16 protein-coding genes are annotated in these 17,075 nt (G+C 42.2%); 7 read left to right on the top strand and 9 right to left on the bottom strand.

The features are described from left to right. Positions 1-10 precede the first annotated feature (10 nt). Genes fcl through G563_RS0122825 form a run of 3 tightly spaced genes read right to left on the bottom strand, consistent with a single transcriptional unit; the run spans position 11 to position 2,819 of the window. The gene (gene fcl, locus G563_RS0122835) at positions 11-952 is read right to left on the bottom strand and encodes a GDP-L-fucose synthase (RefSeq protein ID WP_028667360.1); all 942 of its coding nucleotides are present in this window, start codon (positions 950-952) and stop codon (positions 11-13) included. A 49-nt stretch (positions 953-1,001) separates the two neighbouring features. Next, positions 1,002-1,772 carry a LytR/AlgR family response regulator transcription factor gene (locus G563_RS0122830; RefSeq protein ID WP_028667359.1) on the bottom strand — a complete coding sequence of 257 codons (771 nt, stop codon included), beginning with the start codon at positions 1,770-1,772 and terminating at the stop codon, positions 1,002-1,004. Between the two features lie 12 nt (positions 1,773-1,784). Beyond that, a complete protein-coding gene (locus tag G563_RS0122825) occupies positions 1,785-2,819 on the bottom strand; it encodes a sensor histidine kinase (protein ID WP_051211141.1) in 1,035 nt (344 codons plus the stop codon). Between the two features lie 155 nt (positions 2,820-2,974). On the opposite strand from G563_RS0122825, the gene G563_RS0122820 reads away from it, so the two are divergent. Then, positions 2,975-3,499: a gamma carbonic anhydrase family protein gene (locus G563_RS0122820; RefSeq protein ID WP_028667357.1), complete on the top strand. Its 525-nt coding sequence runs from the start codon at positions 2,975-2,977 to the stop codon at positions 3,497-3,499. Here the strand turns inward: G563_RS0122820 and G563_RS0122815 are convergent. Next, positions 3,492-4,073 carry a Uma2 family endonuclease gene (locus G563_RS0122815; RefSeq protein WP_028667356.1) on the bottom strand — a complete coding sequence of 194 codons (582 nt, stop codon included), beginning with the start codon at positions 4,071-4,073 and terminating at the stop codon, positions 3,492-3,494. The genes G563_RS0122820 and G563_RS0122815 overlap by 8 nt on opposite strands. 83 nt (positions 4,074-4,156) lie before the next feature. On the opposite strand from G563_RS0122815, the gene G563_RS0122810 reads away from it, so the two are divergent. Further along, the gene (locus G563_RS0122810; RefSeq protein WP_037327815.1) at positions 4,157-6,217 is read left to right on the top strand and encodes a S9 family peptidase; all 2,061 of its coding nucleotides are present in this window, start codon (positions 4,157-4,159) and stop codon (positions 6,215-6,217) included. A gap of 66 nt (positions 6,218-6,283) precedes the next feature. Here G563_RS0122810 and recQ read toward each other — a convergent pair whose 3' ends face one another. From recQ to G563_RS0122790, 4 genes are all read right to left on the bottom strand, one after another. Next, positions 6,284-8,452, bottom strand: a complete 2,169-nt coding sequence (recQ, locus tag G563_RS0122805) for a DNA helicase RecQ (RefSeq protein ID WP_229598554.1) — start codon at positions 8,450-8,452, stop codon at positions 6,284-6,286. Between the two features lie 226 nt (positions 8,453-8,678). After that, a complete protein-coding gene (locus G563_RS0122800) occupies positions 8,679-11,189 on the bottom strand; it encodes a glycosyl hydrolase (protein WP_028667353.1) in 2,511 nt (836 codons plus the stop codon). A gap of 229 nt (positions 11,190-11,418) precedes the next feature. Continuing rightward, complete coding sequence (locus G563_RS0122795; RefSeq protein ID WP_028667352.1) at positions 11,419-11,970, bottom strand: hypothetical protein; 552 nt, start codon at positions 11,968-11,970, stop codon at positions 11,419-11,421. 163 nt (positions 11,971-12,133) lie between these two features. After that, positions 12,134-12,685, bottom strand: coding sequence for a hypothetical protein (locus G563_RS0122790; protein ID WP_028667351.1), 552 nt, complete (start codon positions 12,683-12,685; stop codon positions 12,134-12,136). 209 nt (positions 12,686-12,894) lie between these two features. Here G563_RS0122790 and G563_RS0122785 point away from each other — a divergent pair, with 209 nt between their 5' ends. From G563_RS0122785 to G563_RS0122765, 5 genes are all read left to right on the top strand, one after another. Beyond that, positions 12,895-13,467 carry a hypothetical protein gene (locus G563_RS0122785; RefSeq protein WP_028667350.1) on the top strand — a complete coding sequence of 191 codons (573 nt, stop codon included), beginning with the start codon at positions 12,895-12,897 and terminating at the stop codon, positions 13,465-13,467. A 728-nt stretch (positions 13,468-14,195) separates the two neighbouring features. Then, positions 14,196-14,744, top strand: coding sequence for a ferritin (locus G563_RS0122780; RefSeq protein WP_028667349.1), 549 nt, complete (start codon positions 14,196-14,198; stop codon positions 14,742-14,744). Between the two features lie 167 nt (positions 14,745-14,911). Then, complete coding sequence (locus G563_RS37205; protein ID WP_051211140.1) at positions 14,912-15,412, top strand: hypothetical protein; 501 nt, start codon at positions 14,912-14,914, stop codon at positions 15,410-15,412. Next, positions 15,409-15,609: a helix-turn-helix transcriptional regulator gene (locus G563_RS0122770; protein WP_028667348.1), complete on the top strand. Its 201-nt coding sequence runs from the start codon at positions 15,409-15,411 to the stop codon at positions 15,607-15,609. Before G563_RS37205 ends, G563_RS0122770 begins: the two co-directional genes overlap by 4 nt. A 134-nt stretch (positions 15,610-15,743) precedes the next feature. Next, entirely contained in the window at positions 15,744-16,223 is a 480-nt protein-coding gene (locus tag G563_RS0122765; RefSeq protein ID WP_028667347.1) for a hypothetical protein, read from the top strand. 7 nt (positions 16,224-16,230) lie between these two features. Here G563_RS0122765 and G563_RS0122760 read toward each other — a convergent pair whose 3' ends face one another. Beyond that, a complete protein-coding gene (locus tag G563_RS0122760; RefSeq protein WP_028667346.1) occupies positions 16,231-17,070 on the bottom strand; it encodes a histidinol-phosphatase in 840 nt (279 codons plus the stop codon). Between the last annotated feature and the right edge of the window lie 5 nt (positions 17,071-17,075).

Here is a 17,075-nt window from a genome sequence, read left to right as displayed (position 1 = left end):
TGCAACGTCTCTACACCGAATATTCCGTCATTTTTGATAAGAAATCTTGGTAGGTTATTTTGATGCCTTCTTCGAGGCTGTATTTGTGTTTCCAGCCCATTTCATGCAAACGCGCCACATCCATGAGCTTACGAGGAGTGCCGTCGGGCTTATCGGTATTCCAGTGGATTTGCCCTCCATATCCTACTGTTTCTTTGATAAGCTCGGCTAGGCTTTTGATAGAAATATCTTCCCCTACTCCAATATTGACAAACTGCTCGCCGTCGTAATTTTTCATCAAATAAACGCAAGCATCCGCCAAATCGTCGGCATGGAGAAATTCGCGCAGCGGTGAGCCTGTGCCCCAAAGCTCAACAAAAGGCTTTCCTTCAGTTTTGGCCTCATGAAATTTCCGAATCATTGCCGGCAAAACATGCGAATTGTTGAGATCATAGTTGTCGTTGGGACCGTAGAGATTGGTGGGCATTACCGATATAAAATCGCAGCCGTATTGTTTACGATAAGACTCACACATTTTGATGCCCGTGATTTTGGCAATAGCGTAAGGCTCATTGGTATATTCTAAAGGGCCAGTTAGTAAATAATCTTCTTTGAGAGGCTGAGGTGCCATTTTGGGGTAAATACAAGAAGATCCCAAAAACATCAATTTTTTGGTGCCGGTGGCATAGGCATTATGAATGACGTTGTTTTGGATTTGGAGGTTATCATACAAAAACTCTGCTCTATAGATATTGTTAGCCATGATACCCCCCACTTTAGCAGCTGCTAAAAACACATATTCAGGACGCTCCGCTTCAAAAAACTCAGTGACTGCTTGCTGATTTCGCAAATCTAGCTCACGAGAAGTCCGAACGATGATATTTTCATATCCTTCCGACTGCAATCGCCGTACAAGTGCTGAGCCGACCATGCCCCGATGACCCGCTACGTATATTTTAGCATTTTTTTCCATAACGCAAATTTAACCCAAATGAGGCAGCTTTCCGAAGCAAAAACACATTTTAAACTTCAAACCACGTGCGAAATTGGGCCGCCTTATCTTTGCTAATTACAATCTCTTCCTTGGCAGGGATGATAAGGGTGAGTTCGATTTTGCCCATATAATGCGTGCGATAGCTTTCGATGGCATCTTTCCGCACGATATATTGGCGATTAGCTCTAATAAACTGCGCTGGGTCGAGCATATCTTCTACTTCGTCCAAAGAAGCATAATCGGTGATAAGGCGCTGATTTTCAGTGGTGACTAGCCATATTACTTCTTCTCTCACAAAATAAGCGATGCGAGTATCGACGACAGCTACTACTGCACGCTGATGATGTGCCGTAAAGCGATGTTTGTATTGCCGAACATTACGGTTTTCTAAATCATGAAGCAAATTTCGTAATTGCTCCGAGAAAAGCTCAGTAGGAGAATTTTGCTGCCAACGACTAAATTTTTCAAAAGCGCATTTAAGGTCGTTTTTATCAATGGGTTTTAGCAAATAATCAATGCTATTGAGCTTGAAAGCTCGGATGGCGTATTCGTCATAGGCGGTAGTAAAAATGATAGGGCATGAAAGGCTTAATTCTTGAAAAACATCAAAGCTCACACCATCGGCGAGCTGAATATCAGATAAGATAAGATCTGGCTCAGGGTGTGTTTTAAACCAAGAGAGGGTAGTTTCAATGCTTGCCAAAGGGCCTTGTATGAGGGCTTGGGGAAGGAGTTGTTGGACAAGTTTTTCAAGGTTTTTGGCTACAAGTGGCTCATCTTCAAGAATTAAAATGGTCATAGTATGGCAGAATTATTGGCTAATAAGTGGTACATAAGCCACAAATTTGCCATTGTGTTCAATGGTTTTAAAAGGAGTATCAATCAAAAAACTGTATAGAGTTTTGAGATTGTGTAAACCCTGTCGGTTAGAAGTTTCGACCTGTTTTTTGGGTTGGAAATTGTTTTCGACTTTCAAAAAAGTATCATCTGCACAAATGTGAATATGAAGTGGTCGCTCTTGGCTTATGATGTTATGTTTGAGGGCATTCTCCACCAAAATTTGCAGCGTTACTGGGGCTATTTTTTTGTCGAGGCTTTCTTCTGGAATGTGGAAGTCGATTGTTAGATGATTTTCAAAACGCGTATGCAGCAAAAAAACGTAATTTTTGATGAAGTCAAGTTCGGTATAAAGCGGCACCAGTCCTTTGTCTTTGTGTTGTAAAACGTACCTAAATACCTTGGAAAGTTGCTGTAAAAACTGTCGGGCCAACTCAGGATTTTCTTGAATAAGGCTATCTAAAGAGGTAAGGCTATTAAATAAAAAATGAGGATTGAGCTGATTTTTTAAATTGTCAAATTGAACCTGTGCTTTTTCTTTTTCCAGATGAATGGCACGCGTGGCGTTTTCGCGCCATTTATGAAATAAATAATCTGAAAGATGTAAGACATTGATAAGAACGACAACCAAAAATTGGGCAAAATAACCCGCCATTTTGGCCAAATCGGTGTATTGTTGTGCAATAATACCATCCATTGGAAAAAAGTTGATGGCCCAATTGATACTTAATTGAGAAATGACTAGCACAAAAATAAAAGTAAGCAATACTTGTGGAATCATGCGTGCAATGATGCCACGCTCATACGGAAAAAAGGTATCAAAAAATCGATGTATTTTGCTAAAAAATACCCATGAAAGCGTCATTACGGTTCCTGAAACTGAGGCAAAGAAAAGATTGGAGCGCCAAGGAATCCGAAAAACATACCACCGCATTATATAAGAACATACAATAAGTACGATAATGACGACGGTAAAAATGCGAGCTTTTGAGCGCAATAACTTTTGCATGTGATTTTTTTGTCAAAACAATAAAGTTGGTGAATAAACGCCAATTTTTAAAATCTAAAACCGTCAAAAACAAACAGGAAACGGAAATAACACAACGGGACTATTATCTTTGTGGCAAATAGGTTGACTTAAACTTCTTCAAAATCGACGCTCATATGGCTCTCATTAAACCTGTGCACGGGATTGCTCCCCAATATGGTCCTCATTGTTGGTTTGCCGACAACGCCACCCTGGTTGGCGAAGTAATCATGGGGGATTATTGTACAGTATGGTTCAACGCCGTGGTGCGGGGCGATGTCAATACTATTCAGATGGGCGATTATGTCAATATTCAAGATGGAGCGGTGATTCACTGTACTTACCAAAGGTCTAAAACTATCATCGGCAATCATGTCTCGATTGCTCACAATGCCATTGTGCACGGCTGTACGATTGAAGATAAAGTGCTCGTGGGTATGGGTGCCATCATCATGGATGGAGCGCATATCGGTACGGGTTCGATTATCGCGGCGGGGGCGGTGATTACCCAAGGAAAAGTAGTGCCTCAGGGTACGGTATGGGCGGGCAATCCAGCCAAATATTTGAAAGATGTAACCCCCGATTTGGCCGAAGTGTTTATGCGTACTGCTAACAACTACGTTATGTATGCAGGCTGGTTTAGAGATGAAGAAACTATCTGAAAATTTTTTCAAGAGGTGCTTCAAATCCTTCAAAAATAACTGACTGAGCGGGAGATTGGTCATAAATGCCACCCAACTGATACTGCCCGTCGTGGAGATAATAAACTTGGATGGTTTTTTCGCTCGGAATTGCAATCCAATATTCCCGAACGCCGGCTTTTTCGTACCAGTTAAATTTTTCGTTGAAATCCTTTTTGATAGTTGAGCGCAACGTAATCTCGACTATCAAATCTGGTGGGCCAAGACAGCCGTCTTCGTCTAGTTTGGTTTCATCACAAATCACACAAATATCAGGCTGAACAACTGTATAGATTTTTGCAGGATTTTTTTCACTTCCAATCGGTAAGCGTACATCAAAAGGGGCTTCAAATATACTACAGGGGCTATTTTCTAGGTATTTACGTATCAAATACGACAGTTGTCCCGACACCCATTGGTGCGCAGTTTTGGGAGTGGGAGACATCAAGTAAATTTTTCCTTTGATGAGTTCGACCTGCTCTTCAAATCTCCATTTGAGGTAATCAGCATAACTATAAGTACCGTTCAAATCTAAAGCATTGATGTTTGTAATCATACAGATGTGCTTTTTTACAAAAAGAAATTGTACTTTTCAATTTTGAAACACCTTTAGATAATCCAAAAACGAATATTGAATTTATGGAATTGACACCCCCCAAAGCTACGAAATATCCCCACACGTTTGACTTACACAATGACCTCCGAACCGACGATTATTATTGGCTACGTGAGCGCGAAAACCCCGAAGTGATAGATTACTTAAATGCCGAAAATGCTTATACAGAGGCTGTACTAGCACCTGTTAAAGAGTTTAGGGAAAAACTATTTGAGGAAATGAAAGGCCGTATCAAAGAACAAGACGAATCGGTACCTTTCAAAATCGGTAATTACTACTATTATTATCGGTATGAGCAGGGCGGTGAGTATCCTATTTATTGTCGTAAATTAGAGACGCTAGAAGCCGCCGAGGAAATCATGCTCAATCTCAACCAACTTGCCGAAGGTCATACTTACTACAGTGCTACTTTTCCTGAGGTGTCTGATAATGAAGAGATTGCGGCTTTTGGTGAAGATACTGTAAGCCGTCGGATGTATACCTTGAAATTCAAAAATCTTAAAACGGGAGAAATTTATCCTGACGCCATTCCTGATACCGAAGGTGGCAACTACGCTTGGGCAGCCGATAACGAAACGGTTTTTTATATCAAGAAAGACGTCGAAACGCTGCTGGGTTATCAAGTATGGAAGCATCGTTTGGGAACTGATACTCACGAAGATGTGCTGATGTATGAAGAGGCCGACGATCAGTTTTATCTGAGTTTGTTTCGGATGAAATCCAAAAAATATATCGCTATCGTATCTGACCAAAATGGCCTCACTACCGAATACAACCTGCTGAAAGCCGACGAACCAGAAGGTAAGTTTGAGCCTTTTTTGCCTCGCCAACGTGGTCATGAATACTTTGTTGAGCACTTGGGAGAGCAATTTTTTGTCAGAACCAACCTTGACGGGGCTTCTAATTTTAAACTCATGACTGTAGCCGAAGCTTGGGCGGCTGATGTAGCGAAATGGCAAGAACTCATTCCTCACCGTGCGCAAGTGTATTTGGAAGGGATTGAGGTATTTAAGCGGCATTTGGTACTTCAAGAGAGAGAAATGGGCTTGCTTCACATCCGTATCATCGACCAAGTGACTCAAAAAGAGCATTATCTCAATTTTGGAGAGCCTGCTTATACAGCTTATGTAAGTACGAATCCTGATTTTGATACGCATATTCTGAGGTATGGCTATACATCACTCACAACACCCAATAGTACTTTTGACTATGACATGAATACAGGAGAGAGGCTGTTGCTAAAGCAGCAAGAGGTGTTGGGAGGCTTCAACAAAGAGGATTACCAAACCGAACGCCTTTTTGCGCCTGCGCGTGATGGCGTGCTGGTTCCTATCTCTATCGTTTATAAAAAAGGTTTCCAAAAAAATGGTACGGAGCCTTTGCTTCAGTATTCGTATGGTTCCTATGGATACTCCATGGATCCGAGTTTTAGTGCAGGGCGATTGAGCTTGTTAAATCGCGGTTTTGCTTTTGCAATTTGTCACATCAGAGGAGGGCATGAGATGGGACGCGCTTGGTACGACAATGGTAAAATGCTTCATAAAAAGAACACTTTCAACGATTTTGTAGATTGCTCTTTGTTTCTCATTCAAGAAAAATGGACTTCGTCCGAAGGGCTTTTTGCGATGGGAGGTAGTGCGGGAGGGCTGCTTATGGGAGCGGTGACCAATATGGCCCCGCAGTTGTACAAAGGAATCGTAGCGCAGGTGCCTTTTGTGGATGTAGTCACTACCATGCTCGATGATAGTATTCCGCTTACTACGGGCGAGTATGAAGAGTGGGGAAATCCTAACGAAAAAGTGTATTATGACTACATGAAATCCTACAGCCCTTACGATAATGTAACCTCTCAGCCTTATCCCAATATGCTCATCACTACGGGATTACATGATTCGCAAGTGCAGTATTGGGAACCGGCCAAATGGGTGGCCAAGCTACGTGAACTCAAAACCGACGCCAATCAACTATTGTTTCACTGCGATATGGAAGCAGGGCATGGAGGGGCCTCAGGTCGTTTTAAACGTCTAAAAGACGTTGCGCTTGAGTACGCTTTTATGCTGAATTTACTGGGAATTAGAGAATGAAAATTTTTAACCACGGAGAAGCTGAAAAAGTACAGGGGGCGTTTCTCCGTGGTTAAAATGAATACTTTAATTTTCCTTACCCCAAATAGCAAGCGCGATACGGAGTTTATAATATTCATAAACTTCTTCTAAATGCTCAAAAAGGGGCTTAAGAGCCGCGCCTTGAGTAATTTGAAGATGTTGGGCAGCTTCCCTAATAGCCCGATATTCGCTTTTGGTGAGGTATTGCCAGAGGTCAATCTCGTTGCCGTCTTCGTACAATTTGGCCAAATGCGAAAAAATCGTCAGTTCATTCAAATTGCGGCGTTGTGCAATCTGACTTGGCGTAAGCCCTTGTTTGTACAAATCCAGCGTTTCGATGTAAGTCATGCCACTCACTACACGTGTACCGGGTTGGGTTTTGGAGCGAGCATATTCCAAAATCTCATTGATAAAATCAGCGCCATAGTGCGCAAATTTAGCCTCACCCACGCCCGATACTTGTAGCATCTGAATGCGATTAATGGGGCGTTTTTCGGCCATATCGGCCAGTGTCGCATCCGAAAACACTACGAAAGGAGGGACATTTTCTTGTTCGGCCAACCGTTTTCTTACCTTGCGTAGGCGCTCAAAAAGCTCATCTCTGATTGTCTCTTTCTTCGTCTTCACAGGTTCGGCCTGTTCTTCTTGGCGTTTGCGTTTTTCTTCGTACGATTCAAACCTTACCAATTGTACCTTCCGTTCGTTGCGTAGCACTTGCCAAGATAGGTCGTTGAGTTTGAGGGCGTGGGCTTCGTCGTATGCAATATCCATAATCCCCGAATTCAGCATTTGGGTGAGGTATTCGGCCCATTCTTCGGCGCGTAGGTCGCGGCCTACGCCAAAAGTCTTGATGCGGTCGTAGCCGCGCTCGGTCACATTGCGGTTGTGCGAACCACGAAGCACATCTATCAGCAAGCCCATCGCGATTTTTTGGTCAGTGCGGGCAATGGCCGAAAGCGCTTTTTGGGCCGAAACCGTCGCGTCAAATTTAGAACGAGGGTTGCGACAAACGTCACAATTACCGCAGTCTTTGTCAACGGCTTCGTTGAAGTAGCTGAGTAAAATACGACGGCGGCAGTGGTCGGCCTCGGCGTATTGTTTCATTCGGTCGAGTTTGGCAAACTGAATATCTTTGAGGTGAGCGGGAAGTTCCGAATTTTCAATCATTTCGCGGCGCATCATCCAGTCGGCAAAGCTGTAAAAAAGCAGTGTATCGGCGCGGAGGCCGTCGCGTCCTGCCCGCCCGATTTCTTGGTAAAAACTCTCGACATTCCCGGGCATATTGTAGTGCATAATCCAGCGCACGTTGGATTTGTCAATTCCCATACCAAAAGCAATCGTAGCCACCATGATTTGCACATCATCTTTGATAAACGCGTCTTGTACTTGCGAGCGCTCGTCGGCGGGCATTTTGGCGTGATAATATCGCGCATTGATGCCTTTTGCGCGGAGTTTTTGGGCAATATCTTCGGTCGTTTTACGGGCCAAACAATAAATGATACCCGATTGATTGGGATGATCGCTGATAAATTGCTCAATGATTTTCAGGCGATTACGACCTGGCAATACATTGAGTGATAAATTAGGGCGGTCAAAAGAAGCCTCAAAAATTCTTGCTTCAGGGATTCCCAATTGCTTGAGTACATCTCGGCGCGTCACGCGGTCGGCGGTGGCGGTGAGGGCAATCATCGGCACTTCCGGAAAAGCTGCTTTGAGAATATGAAGTTGGGTATATTCGGGTCGGAAATCATGCCCCCACACGGAGACACAATGTGACTCATCGACGGCCACAAGGTTAATCTTGAGGGCTCTCACAAAATCCAACGAACTTGCCGATAGGAGTTTTTCGGGGGCAATATAGAGCAGTTTGATAGCTCCTGCATGGCATTGCCGCTCAATAGCGTATTGTTCGGCGGTGGTAAGCGTACTGTTTAGGTAGGCGGCTTCGATACCATTGGCGCGGAGGGCTTGCACTTGGTCTTTCATGAGTGCTATCAATGGCGATACTACGAGCGTGATGCCCTCTTTCATCATGGCCGGGACTTGATAGCAGACTGATTTTCCGCCACCGGTGGGCATCAAGACCATGCAATCATTGCCCGCCGAAACCCAATCGATGATTTCGGCTTGGAGAGGGCGGAAAGTATCATACCCGAAATATTGTTTGAGAATGTTTTCTTTGCTAAGAAGTGTATTGGCCATTGTGAAACTCATGCGCTGTGGTATCCATAGTTTTGAAACGCAAAGAACGCTAAGAAGTCACATAATTTACAAAAATTCTAAGGAATAAGCCTTGTGAAGACTACAATAAAAAATCGCTGTCGGCAATACCAACAGCGATTTCTCTCTCTAACAGCCATAAAAACGAATACGATTATCTATTCTATGTAAACTTACGCTGGATTGCGAATGTTCGTTGCAAAAGCCAATTAAAAATTGATTAATCTTTGGCGGCTTCGAGTTTAATATCATTCAATAGCCCTGATGGCATAGCTTGCCATTTGGAAGCGTCAAAAGGCTTATATTGAATATCTACCATGTTGATTTCTTGGAATTTTTTCCAATCAGGTTTTTGAGTATCCCTTAAGCGCATATAGTTGGCCGCCAAATTTGTGACTTCTATTTGGAGGGTGTTTTTGTTGGTTTTGAGCGTGTTAGCAGGGATTGCTAACCTAAACGGTAAGCACCAAGCCGTCCCGATTTTTTTACCATTGATAGTTACGTCTGCTACTTCGCGAACGTCTCCCAAATCAAGTACAAATTTGCGATTTAGCGGAAAGTTGGGGGGTAAATTAAAAGTTAATGAATAGCGGGCAGTCCCCGAAAAATAACTCGCCGAATCGGAAAGGGAAGCCCAAGAGGTGGGTTTGTCCATGACCGCTGCTTTAGGAAGATAAGGCCTTCCTTCCAAAAACTCAATCTTCCATTTTCCATCTAAGCCAAACGAAGGCACAGGTAGGCGAGGGGAGGTGGCCGTGGTAGAGCTGGGAGTATCATTAAGTCTCAAAAAACAAGATTCTCCCGAAAGAAGGCGCAGATATACTTGGGTTTTGCCTGCTACTGTTTGGGTAGGCAAAGGCCGCGATTCATGGGTCAAAGGATTATAAAGATTCACGCCTTTGGCCGCACTAGCAAGGGTAATCCAGCCTTCTTCAAAGGTTTGGTTTTGGTTGGCAATAAAATAAACCACTTTCCCATTTTCAGTTTTGCGAATATAGCGTAAGCCATTTTTTGCCCATTGTTCTTGTTTGATATTCAAAGAAGAAAGTGTTTTTTCAAGATTATCAAAAGTGGGTACTATCGAAGGTGCATTTTGTGTCCAATTTTTCAGATTTTTTTGAAAGATTTCATTCCTTTGGGTCTGTTGCAAAAAGCCGGTAGGTTGCATCGGTAAATGTTCCATAAACACCACCTTTACACCTGCTTGTGCCAACGCCTGAAGACGCACAAGGGTGGTTTCGGGCAGGTAGGTAGTGGCAGGCACAAGGATAGTTTTGTATTTGGAAGGAGCAGAAGGATTCCATTTTTGAAGCTGATTGTCAGAAATAAAATCAAAAGAAAAGCCATTTTTCCAAAGCCAATCGCTCAGTTGTCCAAAAGGTAGTTTGAGTAGCCACTTATCCACATGATGTACTTCCAAAAGGTGGATACCTCCGCTTGCGCGGGCTTTGGTGGCCCACAAATCATGAATAGGAAAATACACCAAAAGGTCGTTGTCGGGTTGGGTGTTTTGCAGAATTTCTTGGCACCGCTCGATGTATTTGTTTAACAAGGGATAGTGTTTCCAAAAATGAGAATGTACGCCGTAGTTGGTAGAAGCATAAAAAAGCCACCCTGGATAGGCTTCATTTTTAGGGGTGTAAGTAGTACCGTGGTAAAAGACATGATTGATACCCGCCGTAAAAAGTTCGTCAATTTGCGGTTTGATTTGCGAAAGCGATACCTTGAAATGATTGGCAAGCCAAGTGGTACTTTCCGAGCTCACCCATTTTTTGCCCGTAAGGTGAGCCGCCGAACTCGCAAATTTCATCGCCAAGGCGTTGGGCGTACCGTAGCGATCTACTTCGTATTGCTCATCTACTCGCAATCCCTTGATAAGCAGCTGACTACTGCCAAAAGACTCGGTTTCGGGAATGTCGGCTTCGGCATAGAGGTCTAGTAAGTTTCCGGGGGAGCCGTGTGCTTGATAGCGCGTCAAGAAGCCTTTGGTGCGCGACCAATCTGTCCATTTTTTGGCGTAATTTTCGTGTAAAAGCTCCGCAAGTGTTTGATGATAATCGATTTTGACCAAAGCGGTGGTCGTATCAGTAAAGGCCGCCCATTGGTTTTGCAAATCATAGCCACGACGTTTTCGGAATTGTTCCAAAAAATCGGTAGTCCAGTTGGCCCCATACACTTCGTAAGAGTCGTTGTACATGGCACGGGGGAGTTCTTTGATGGTTGCAAAAGCTGAATCAAACCGCTGAACATAACGGGGGATTGCATTTTCGAGAAAAGGGTCAAGTACGAGTCCTGCACCACCCGGCGCGGCGCGTTTGACGGCCTGCTTGGTAAGTACGCTTTCAAATTTGCCGTTGGTATACTGCCATTTTTTAGCCGCCAAGTCAGGTGTTACGTTGGGGCCGCCAAAGGGCCATCCCGTACCCGTGGTCATATCTACCCCCAATCCAAGGCGTTTGCCTTCGCGGATGGTATGCGTGAGTACTTGCATCCAACGCGGGCTCAGGAAAGGAATTGCCTGCTGTTCGAGTCCTTTGACCCCATAAATAGGAATGATATGTACGCCACCCAGCCCTGCTTTGGCAAAATTTTCGAGCTGCCACGTAATATCGCTTTCGGTGACGGTACTGCCCATCCACCACCAATACGTCCAAGGTTTGGCGGTGTTTTGGGCGATGGACTGCTGACTTACAAAAGCCAAAATGAAAAGGAAGGTTTTTGAAAATTTCACTTGACAAATAAGTTGATTGGGAAATTTGACGAATGACACTATCTGCTACTAAATGCCAATAACCCTCACTATCTACCTTAAAATTTTAGGCTAAGTAGAAAGCATGGGCTTTGGAAGGCAGTAGGTAAAGGTAGAAAAGCGGCCCTATCTAGGCTTATATAGGGCTTTCTGTGAAAAAAAGAATGAACCTAGATTGTGATGGTATTTTACAAAATGGTGGATATTATCTTTAAAGCGAAGAAATAGGAGAGCGAAACGATCCACTTACTTGTATATTATCAGGAAAAACCTTGTAATATTTATAGCTTACTACCAACGATACGTTAAAATGCCCTCTGATTGTATTGGCGACGGTGTCAACCGATGTGATGGTTACTTGATTGGGTTTGTGATTGATTTCAACAACATCATAGGTCGCATCCCTTTGGTCATAGTGCATCCAATTACAAATAGAAGACACTGTGTTACAGTTACGTTTGTTATCCTCTTTTTCAATTAAGTAAGTTCCTACTTTAGTAGGTATGTGTATGATATCTAACCATTCCAGATAATCAGTAAAAGACGTATTAGTAATGAAGTAAAGCCCTATTGTGTTTTTTAATGGGCTACAGTAGCTCATGTAAGTGGTTTTCAATTTGGGTTTTTCCCATTTTTTCCCGTTACGCATCCCCTCAATTTCTCCATCATAATCTGAAAAATCAAACTTAAAAGTAGGTTCTTGATGGCAACTGAATAGTAGGAATATTGCTGCTAAAATGGCATACTTGATGTACATTTTCATGGCTTTTGTCAGTTGAGTATTAAGGTTTTTTTAATTAAAATTAACGTTGCAGTTGTTTGATAATTTTAGCAAAGCCATTAGTTTTTTCTTCTAAAAACAATCAAAGTCAATTCTACGTTTTAAATTGCGCTATTTGTCCCAGTCTTGTGGGTAAATATAATAATCACTTGTACGGAAGAGAAATAGGAGACTGAAACGTGCCACTTAGCTGTATGGTATCGGGGAAAACTGGACGATCTTTTTTGGTAGCTATAAAAAACAACTCAAAACTACCTTCTACTGTATTGGCAACTGTATCAATTTTGGAAATTGTAACTTGATTATATTTGGTTGGGGTTTTATAAACTTTATAGTCGGCTAATGATACATCAATGTTGACCCAACTATTGTTGGCAACTACTTGACTACAATTCTGTTTGAAGTCATTGTTTTCGACTGTATATATACCTGATTTAGTAGGAATATGGTAAATACTTACCCATTCATCTAAATATGAAAAAGAAGTATTAGCAGCAACAGAAAACCCGATTTTTTCTTTGGCAGGGCTACAATAGTGTAAGTAGCTAATTTTTATTTTAGGTCTTAACCAGTCCTCCCCGTTATGTTTACCCTTAATATAGCCAGGATATTCAGGGTCTGTTTTGTCTGCTTGGCAATTCGTTAGGGAAAAAAGAACCCCTAAAAAGATTGATTTTAGAACTGTTACAGTTTTCATGGTTCATTAGTGGTTGATTTCTGCTTGTGACGTGATATATAGTGCCACAAGCAGAAATGGATTTAGTGAGCAACTGAAAATTTTTGAATAGCTTTGTTAAAGTAGATGTGCGGAATACTGATTTGTGCTCGTTTAGATTATATTATCCCTAAGTTAGAGGTCTCTACAGTCTAGGTTTATAACATCATTGAAATTTATAAATGTTTTCTATGGATCAACGGCAATTAGTGGTGAAAATTTTAGAAGAGATACTTGGAGTTACTTCTAAAAAGAATCAATATTTTAATTGGTGTGTTAATAGAATGTTCTTGATGGATACATTATATGAAGAAAATTTAATTGGAGAGTCTGCTATTATGTTAAATTGGACCCTGTCAAAAGCACAGCCTACCAATATTCCTTATGATGGCTATTTGCCAGGTAAATATAATTGTCTTTTTGTTTATGATGATTTTTTTAAGTTTTCGAGTCATCGTCTGAAAACTTTAAATTTGTATCCAGATAGCTTGCGCCTAAACTTTGATTTGAATCTTTATAAATCTTTATGTCATGTTAATTCTAAAATAGCAGATAGTTATCAGAGAAACAATGTAAGAAAAGACTTTAATTTCATTGGTGGTGCGAATGCTAAAAGAGCGCTACACGATGTTATGCTAGATGTTAGGCCAATTCACCACGGACTAAACCCGACTTTTAGACTTAATTATTACAGTGTTTTTGAAGAAAATAGTGGTAATGTCGCTAAAAATATAGAGTTAGCCGTGAAAAGGAATCTAAAATAATAAAGATGTTTGGAAGATTTGATATAATGGGTAGAATAAGTCAATTCATGCTCATTAAAGTGGGCTCCCCGGATGCAGGGTGCATTTGGTAAGAAACTATCCTATCAGGGGCGGTTTTAAACTTTTTGTTAGGCAGTTACTAGCAATTGCGGTAAAAAATCATTTAAAAATGCCTCTAAAGCGTAAACTAAATACATTGTTAAGTCAATAGTTTTATTTTTTGCTCGCAGAGGTGCGCTGAATAATACAAACGCAGATTTTCGCTGAAAAAAGGGGGCATAAAGCCAATAATCTGCGTTTGTCTGCGATTTCAATCTGCGCCAATCAGCGGGTAAAATTTAAAGAAACTTAGCTAACACTGTACTAAAATACTCGGTTCTACTCGGTAGCTTTCATTGACCTGAGCAATTACAAATCCTTTTTAGGACGTAATCAGCTCCATGAAAATCAAAAATTAAACTTTGGATTTTCATGGTAAAAGTAAGTTTTTGAGCTAAATCTCAAGCGATACAGTTCCATTTTCCAACGTATCTTCTAAGTCAAGCAGAATTCTTATGTACCTTTCTAAGTATTTGTGGCTTCATGCTAAATACAGATACACGAGTCGAATATGCAAATTCAGACTCATTCCAAATTTTGGTCGAAACCCCCAGAAATAGAACAATATTGGCCCGAAGATTGTAATATTGTTGAATAATCAATGTAGAAAACAAAAATTTAACGATACGATGAAAGATCTGATGCGTCTTCGGACTTCCCTCAAAGAAGAATTGCAAATCGCCCTCAATGCCCAAGTAAAAATGGAAGCAGAGTCTTCTTCTAAATACTTGGCGATGGCGGCTTGGTTGGACCGTAATGGCTACTCAAACAGTGCCGATTTTTTCTTCACCCAAGCCGAAGAAGAGCGTGGGCACATGCTCAAAATATTCAAATATATTAGCGATATGGGTGGCGTAGCTATCACTCCCGAAGTGACTAATATCCCCCAAGAATACCCCACTTTCCGTAGTGTGTTCGAAACGGCTTTGGAGCAAGAAATCGCTGTTTCACAGTCAATCAGCCGCATCGTTGGATTGACTCGCCGTCATGACGACTATGCTACCGAAAACTTCATGCAGTGGTTTGTGAAAGAGCAAATCGAAGAAGAATACATCGCTCGCCGTCAGGTCGAATTGTTTGATGTGATTGGCGAAGAAGGTATCGGTCGTTATACGATTGACCAAGAGATTGCTAAGGTCACTTATCCGGGTGCGGCGGGAGAAGCAGAAGCCGAATAATAAAGGAGGTGCTTTTCAATCAATAAATTCTCGACAACCCACCCTAGCAAGCGCGCTGTAAATTTTACAGCGCGCTTTTATTTTTGACTTAATGTAAAAAATGTTTGCTTAAATGTAAAGTTTGTTTTACATTTGAATCGAAAATTAAAATCAACCTATTAACAGCTATGGATACCAAATTACTTTTGCCCAATCGTTTCAAACGCCTCGGATGGCTTATCTTTGCACCCGCATTGATTTTGACTATTTTAGGTATGTTAGAAGTAAGCTCTGCGCTTAGTTTTTTTTCTGGGGATCATTTTTTGTCGGCGTGGACTACCATTAGAGTGGCAGAAAAAGGTAGCTTGAGTGAGTTTTTGGACGGCCCTACCAACGACTTGGCAGGCGAAATTTTGATGGCTTTGACGGCGATTGGTTTTTTCTTTGTGGCCTTCTCACGCGAGCGTACCGATGACGAGTGGATTATGAAAGTACGGCTCGAATCCCTGCTTTGGGCATTTTATGTACACTTAGCCGCGTTTTTTCTGTCGGTGTGGTTGTCGTATGGGTTGGCATTTTATGTGGTATTGTCGTGGAATATGCTCACGGCTCCGTTGGTATTTTTGGCGCGTTTTCACTGGATAGTGTACGTGAAGCCTTATTTGGAAGAAAGGAGGACTGCCGCATGAAAAATACGATTCACGTAGAGCGTGCCATCAAGCGGATTACGCAAGCTGATTTAGCCGCCGCCGTAGGCGTATCGCGGCAGACCATCAATGCCATCGAAGCCAATAAATACGTTCCGTCGGCGGTGTTGGCGCTCAAAATTGCGCGCTATTTTGCCAAGCCCGTAGAAGCTATTTTTGAACTGGGCGAAGACGACTGATTTTTCTTTGACCACCTCATTGTAATCCTCCAAATAAAAACCTAGATTTGTTTGAAGATGATTGACTATGAGGTGGTTTTAGTGTGAAGTAGAAGGAGTAGGAGATTGATAACACCATCTGAACCTTTACCAACATGAAGAAAAATTTACTCATACTTATTTGCTTACTGTCGCTGCTTTCGTGTCAGAAAGAAGCGCCGATTCCTTCAAAAATTGAACTGTTGACTTCCCAAAAATGGAAATGGGTAGGAGGCACTATTTCGCCTTCTTATGATATTTTTAGCATAGGGGTTTTGATCGGAGATGATTATTTTACGAGGACTCCCGAGTGTTGGCGCGATGATATTTGGGTGTTTTCGGTAGGGAGCAAATTTACCCACGACGAAGGCGCTACCATATGCAACATTGGAGATTCGCAGATTTATGCCCAAGGAACTTGGAAATTTGAAAATCAAGAAGCTTCCATTAGAATCATCGAGCAGGGAAAGGATGGGAAGAGCAACAACAATTTTGTTTGGAGTATTCAAGAACTGAGTGCTACTTCATTGAAAGTAATGGAAACTTTTAAAGATGAGGGCAAAACCTACACTATTCAATACTCCTTTGGGCACTAAAACTGCGCTAGAGGCCCACATTTTGCCATTTTCCTCCCAACAATACCCGCATTTCTTCATAGCCTGCTTCTTTGGCCGTGGCGAATGCCAAGGAATAAGAAGCCGTAATTTCCTCTGGACGATGGCTATCGGAGTTGATACAAATAGGGATATTTAAGTCTTTCATTCGTTTGATAATCCAGCCCGAAGGGTATAGATCTAGGCCGCGTTTGTAATTGCCACGGGTGTTGATTTCCACAATCAATCCCGCCTTTTGAATCGTTTGAAGCGTTTGTTCTACTTCTTCTACGTACCATGCTTCTGTTTCTTCAAACAACAATCGCGCTTCATTGTGCATTTTGATTTTGTCCAAATGCCCCACTACTTGTGGTGGGTCGGTTTCGACCATTTGTCGGATGATGCCGTAATATTTTTTAATAACCGACTGAATATCTGAATGATACAAGCTGTCGAGACAAGCTAAAAACTCCACCGAGCTACCGTCTATTTCCCAAGGCTGCCCAAACTGATTAAGACCTACGTAGTGAACCGAACCTACGCAGTAGTCAAGCGTCGGAAAATGACTGGGGCCAAGGGGTTGTAGACCGGGGTCATTGGGGATAAAATCGACTTCAAGCCCTTGATAAAGCTCGATTTGGTCGGCGTATTTGAGTTTGAGGGCTTGGGTTTCGGCCAGGTATTGGGGTAGGCGCTCGGCTTTCATGCTCCATTGATTGTCGAACCAAACGGGGCAATGCGACGAAAACCCAAAGGCGCGAAGCCCCTGAGCTATCGCGCCTTGTACTTGTTCTTCCAACGAACCTTTGCCGTCACAATAATGGCTGTGACTGTGGTAATTGGTAAGCATATGAT

Source organism: Runella zeae DSM 19591, assembly GCF_000423565.1.
Taxonomy (GTDB): Bacteria; Bacteroidota; Bacteroidia; order Cytophagales; family Spirosomataceae; genus Runella; species Runella zeae.
Note: the sequence above shows the minus strand (reverse complement) of the source record. Positions and strands in the feature narration are given on the sequence as shown.

Excerpts from the sequence above, each read along its gene's own strand:
- G563_RS0122785 (WP_028667350.1), top strand. The coding sequence starts at position 12,895 with ATGGATCAACGGCAATTAGTGGTGAAAATTTTAGAAGAGATACTTGGA.
- G563_RS0122765 (WP_028667347.1), top strand. The coding sequence starts at position 15,744 with ATGAAGAAAAATTTACTCATACTTATTTGCTTACTGTCGCTGCTTTCG.
- G563_RS0122780 (WP_028667349.1), top strand. The coding sequence starts at position 14,196 with ATGAAAGATCTGATGCGTCTTCGGACTTCCCTCAAAGAAGAATTGCAA.
- G563_RS0122815 (WP_028667356.1), bottom strand. The coding sequence starts at position 4,073 with ATGATTACAAACATCAATGCTTTAGATTTGAACGGTACTTATAGTTAT.
- G563_RS0122825 (WP_051211141.1), bottom strand. The coding sequence starts at position 2,819 with ATGCAAAAGTTATTGCGCTCAAAAGCTCGCATTTTTACCGTCGTCATT.
- G563_RS0122790 (WP_028667351.1), bottom strand. The coding sequence starts at position 12,685 with ATGAAAACTGTAACAGTTCTAAAATCAATCTTTTTAGGGGTTCTTTTT.
- G563_RS0122810 (WP_037327815.1), top strand. The coding sequence starts at position 4,157 with ATGGAATTGACACCCCCCAAAGCTACGAAATATCCCCACACGTTTGAC.
- G563_RS0122760 (WP_028667346.1), bottom strand. The coding sequence starts at position 17,070 with ATGCTTACCAATTACCACAGTCACAGCCATTATTGTGACGGCAAAGGT.
- G563_RS0122820 (WP_028667357.1), top strand. The coding sequence starts at position 2,975 with ATGGCTCTCATTAAACCTGTGCACGGGATTGCTCCCCAATATGGTCCT.
- recQ (WP_229598554.1), bottom strand. The coding sequence starts at position 8,452 with ATGAGTTTCACAATGGCCAATACACTTCTTAGCAAAGAAAACATTCTC.
- fcl (WP_028667360.1), bottom strand. The coding sequence starts at position 952 with ATGGAAAAAAATGCTAAAATATACGTAGCGGGTCATCGGGGCATGGTC.
- G563_RS0122795 (WP_028667352.1), bottom strand. The coding sequence starts at position 11,970 with ATGAAAATGTACATCAAGTATGCCATTTTAGCAGCAATATTCCTACTA.
- G563_RS37205 (WP_051211140.1), top strand. The coding sequence starts at position 14,912 with ATGGATACCAAATTACTTTTGCCCAATCGTTTCAAACGCCTCGGATGG.
- G563_RS0122830 (WP_028667359.1), bottom strand. The coding sequence starts at position 1,772 with ATGACCATTTTAATTCTTGAAGATGAGCCACTTGTAGCCAAAAACCTT.
- G563_RS0122770 (WP_028667348.1), top strand. The coding sequence starts at position 15,409 with ATGAAAAATACGATTCACGTAGAGCGTGCCATCAAGCGGATTACGCAA.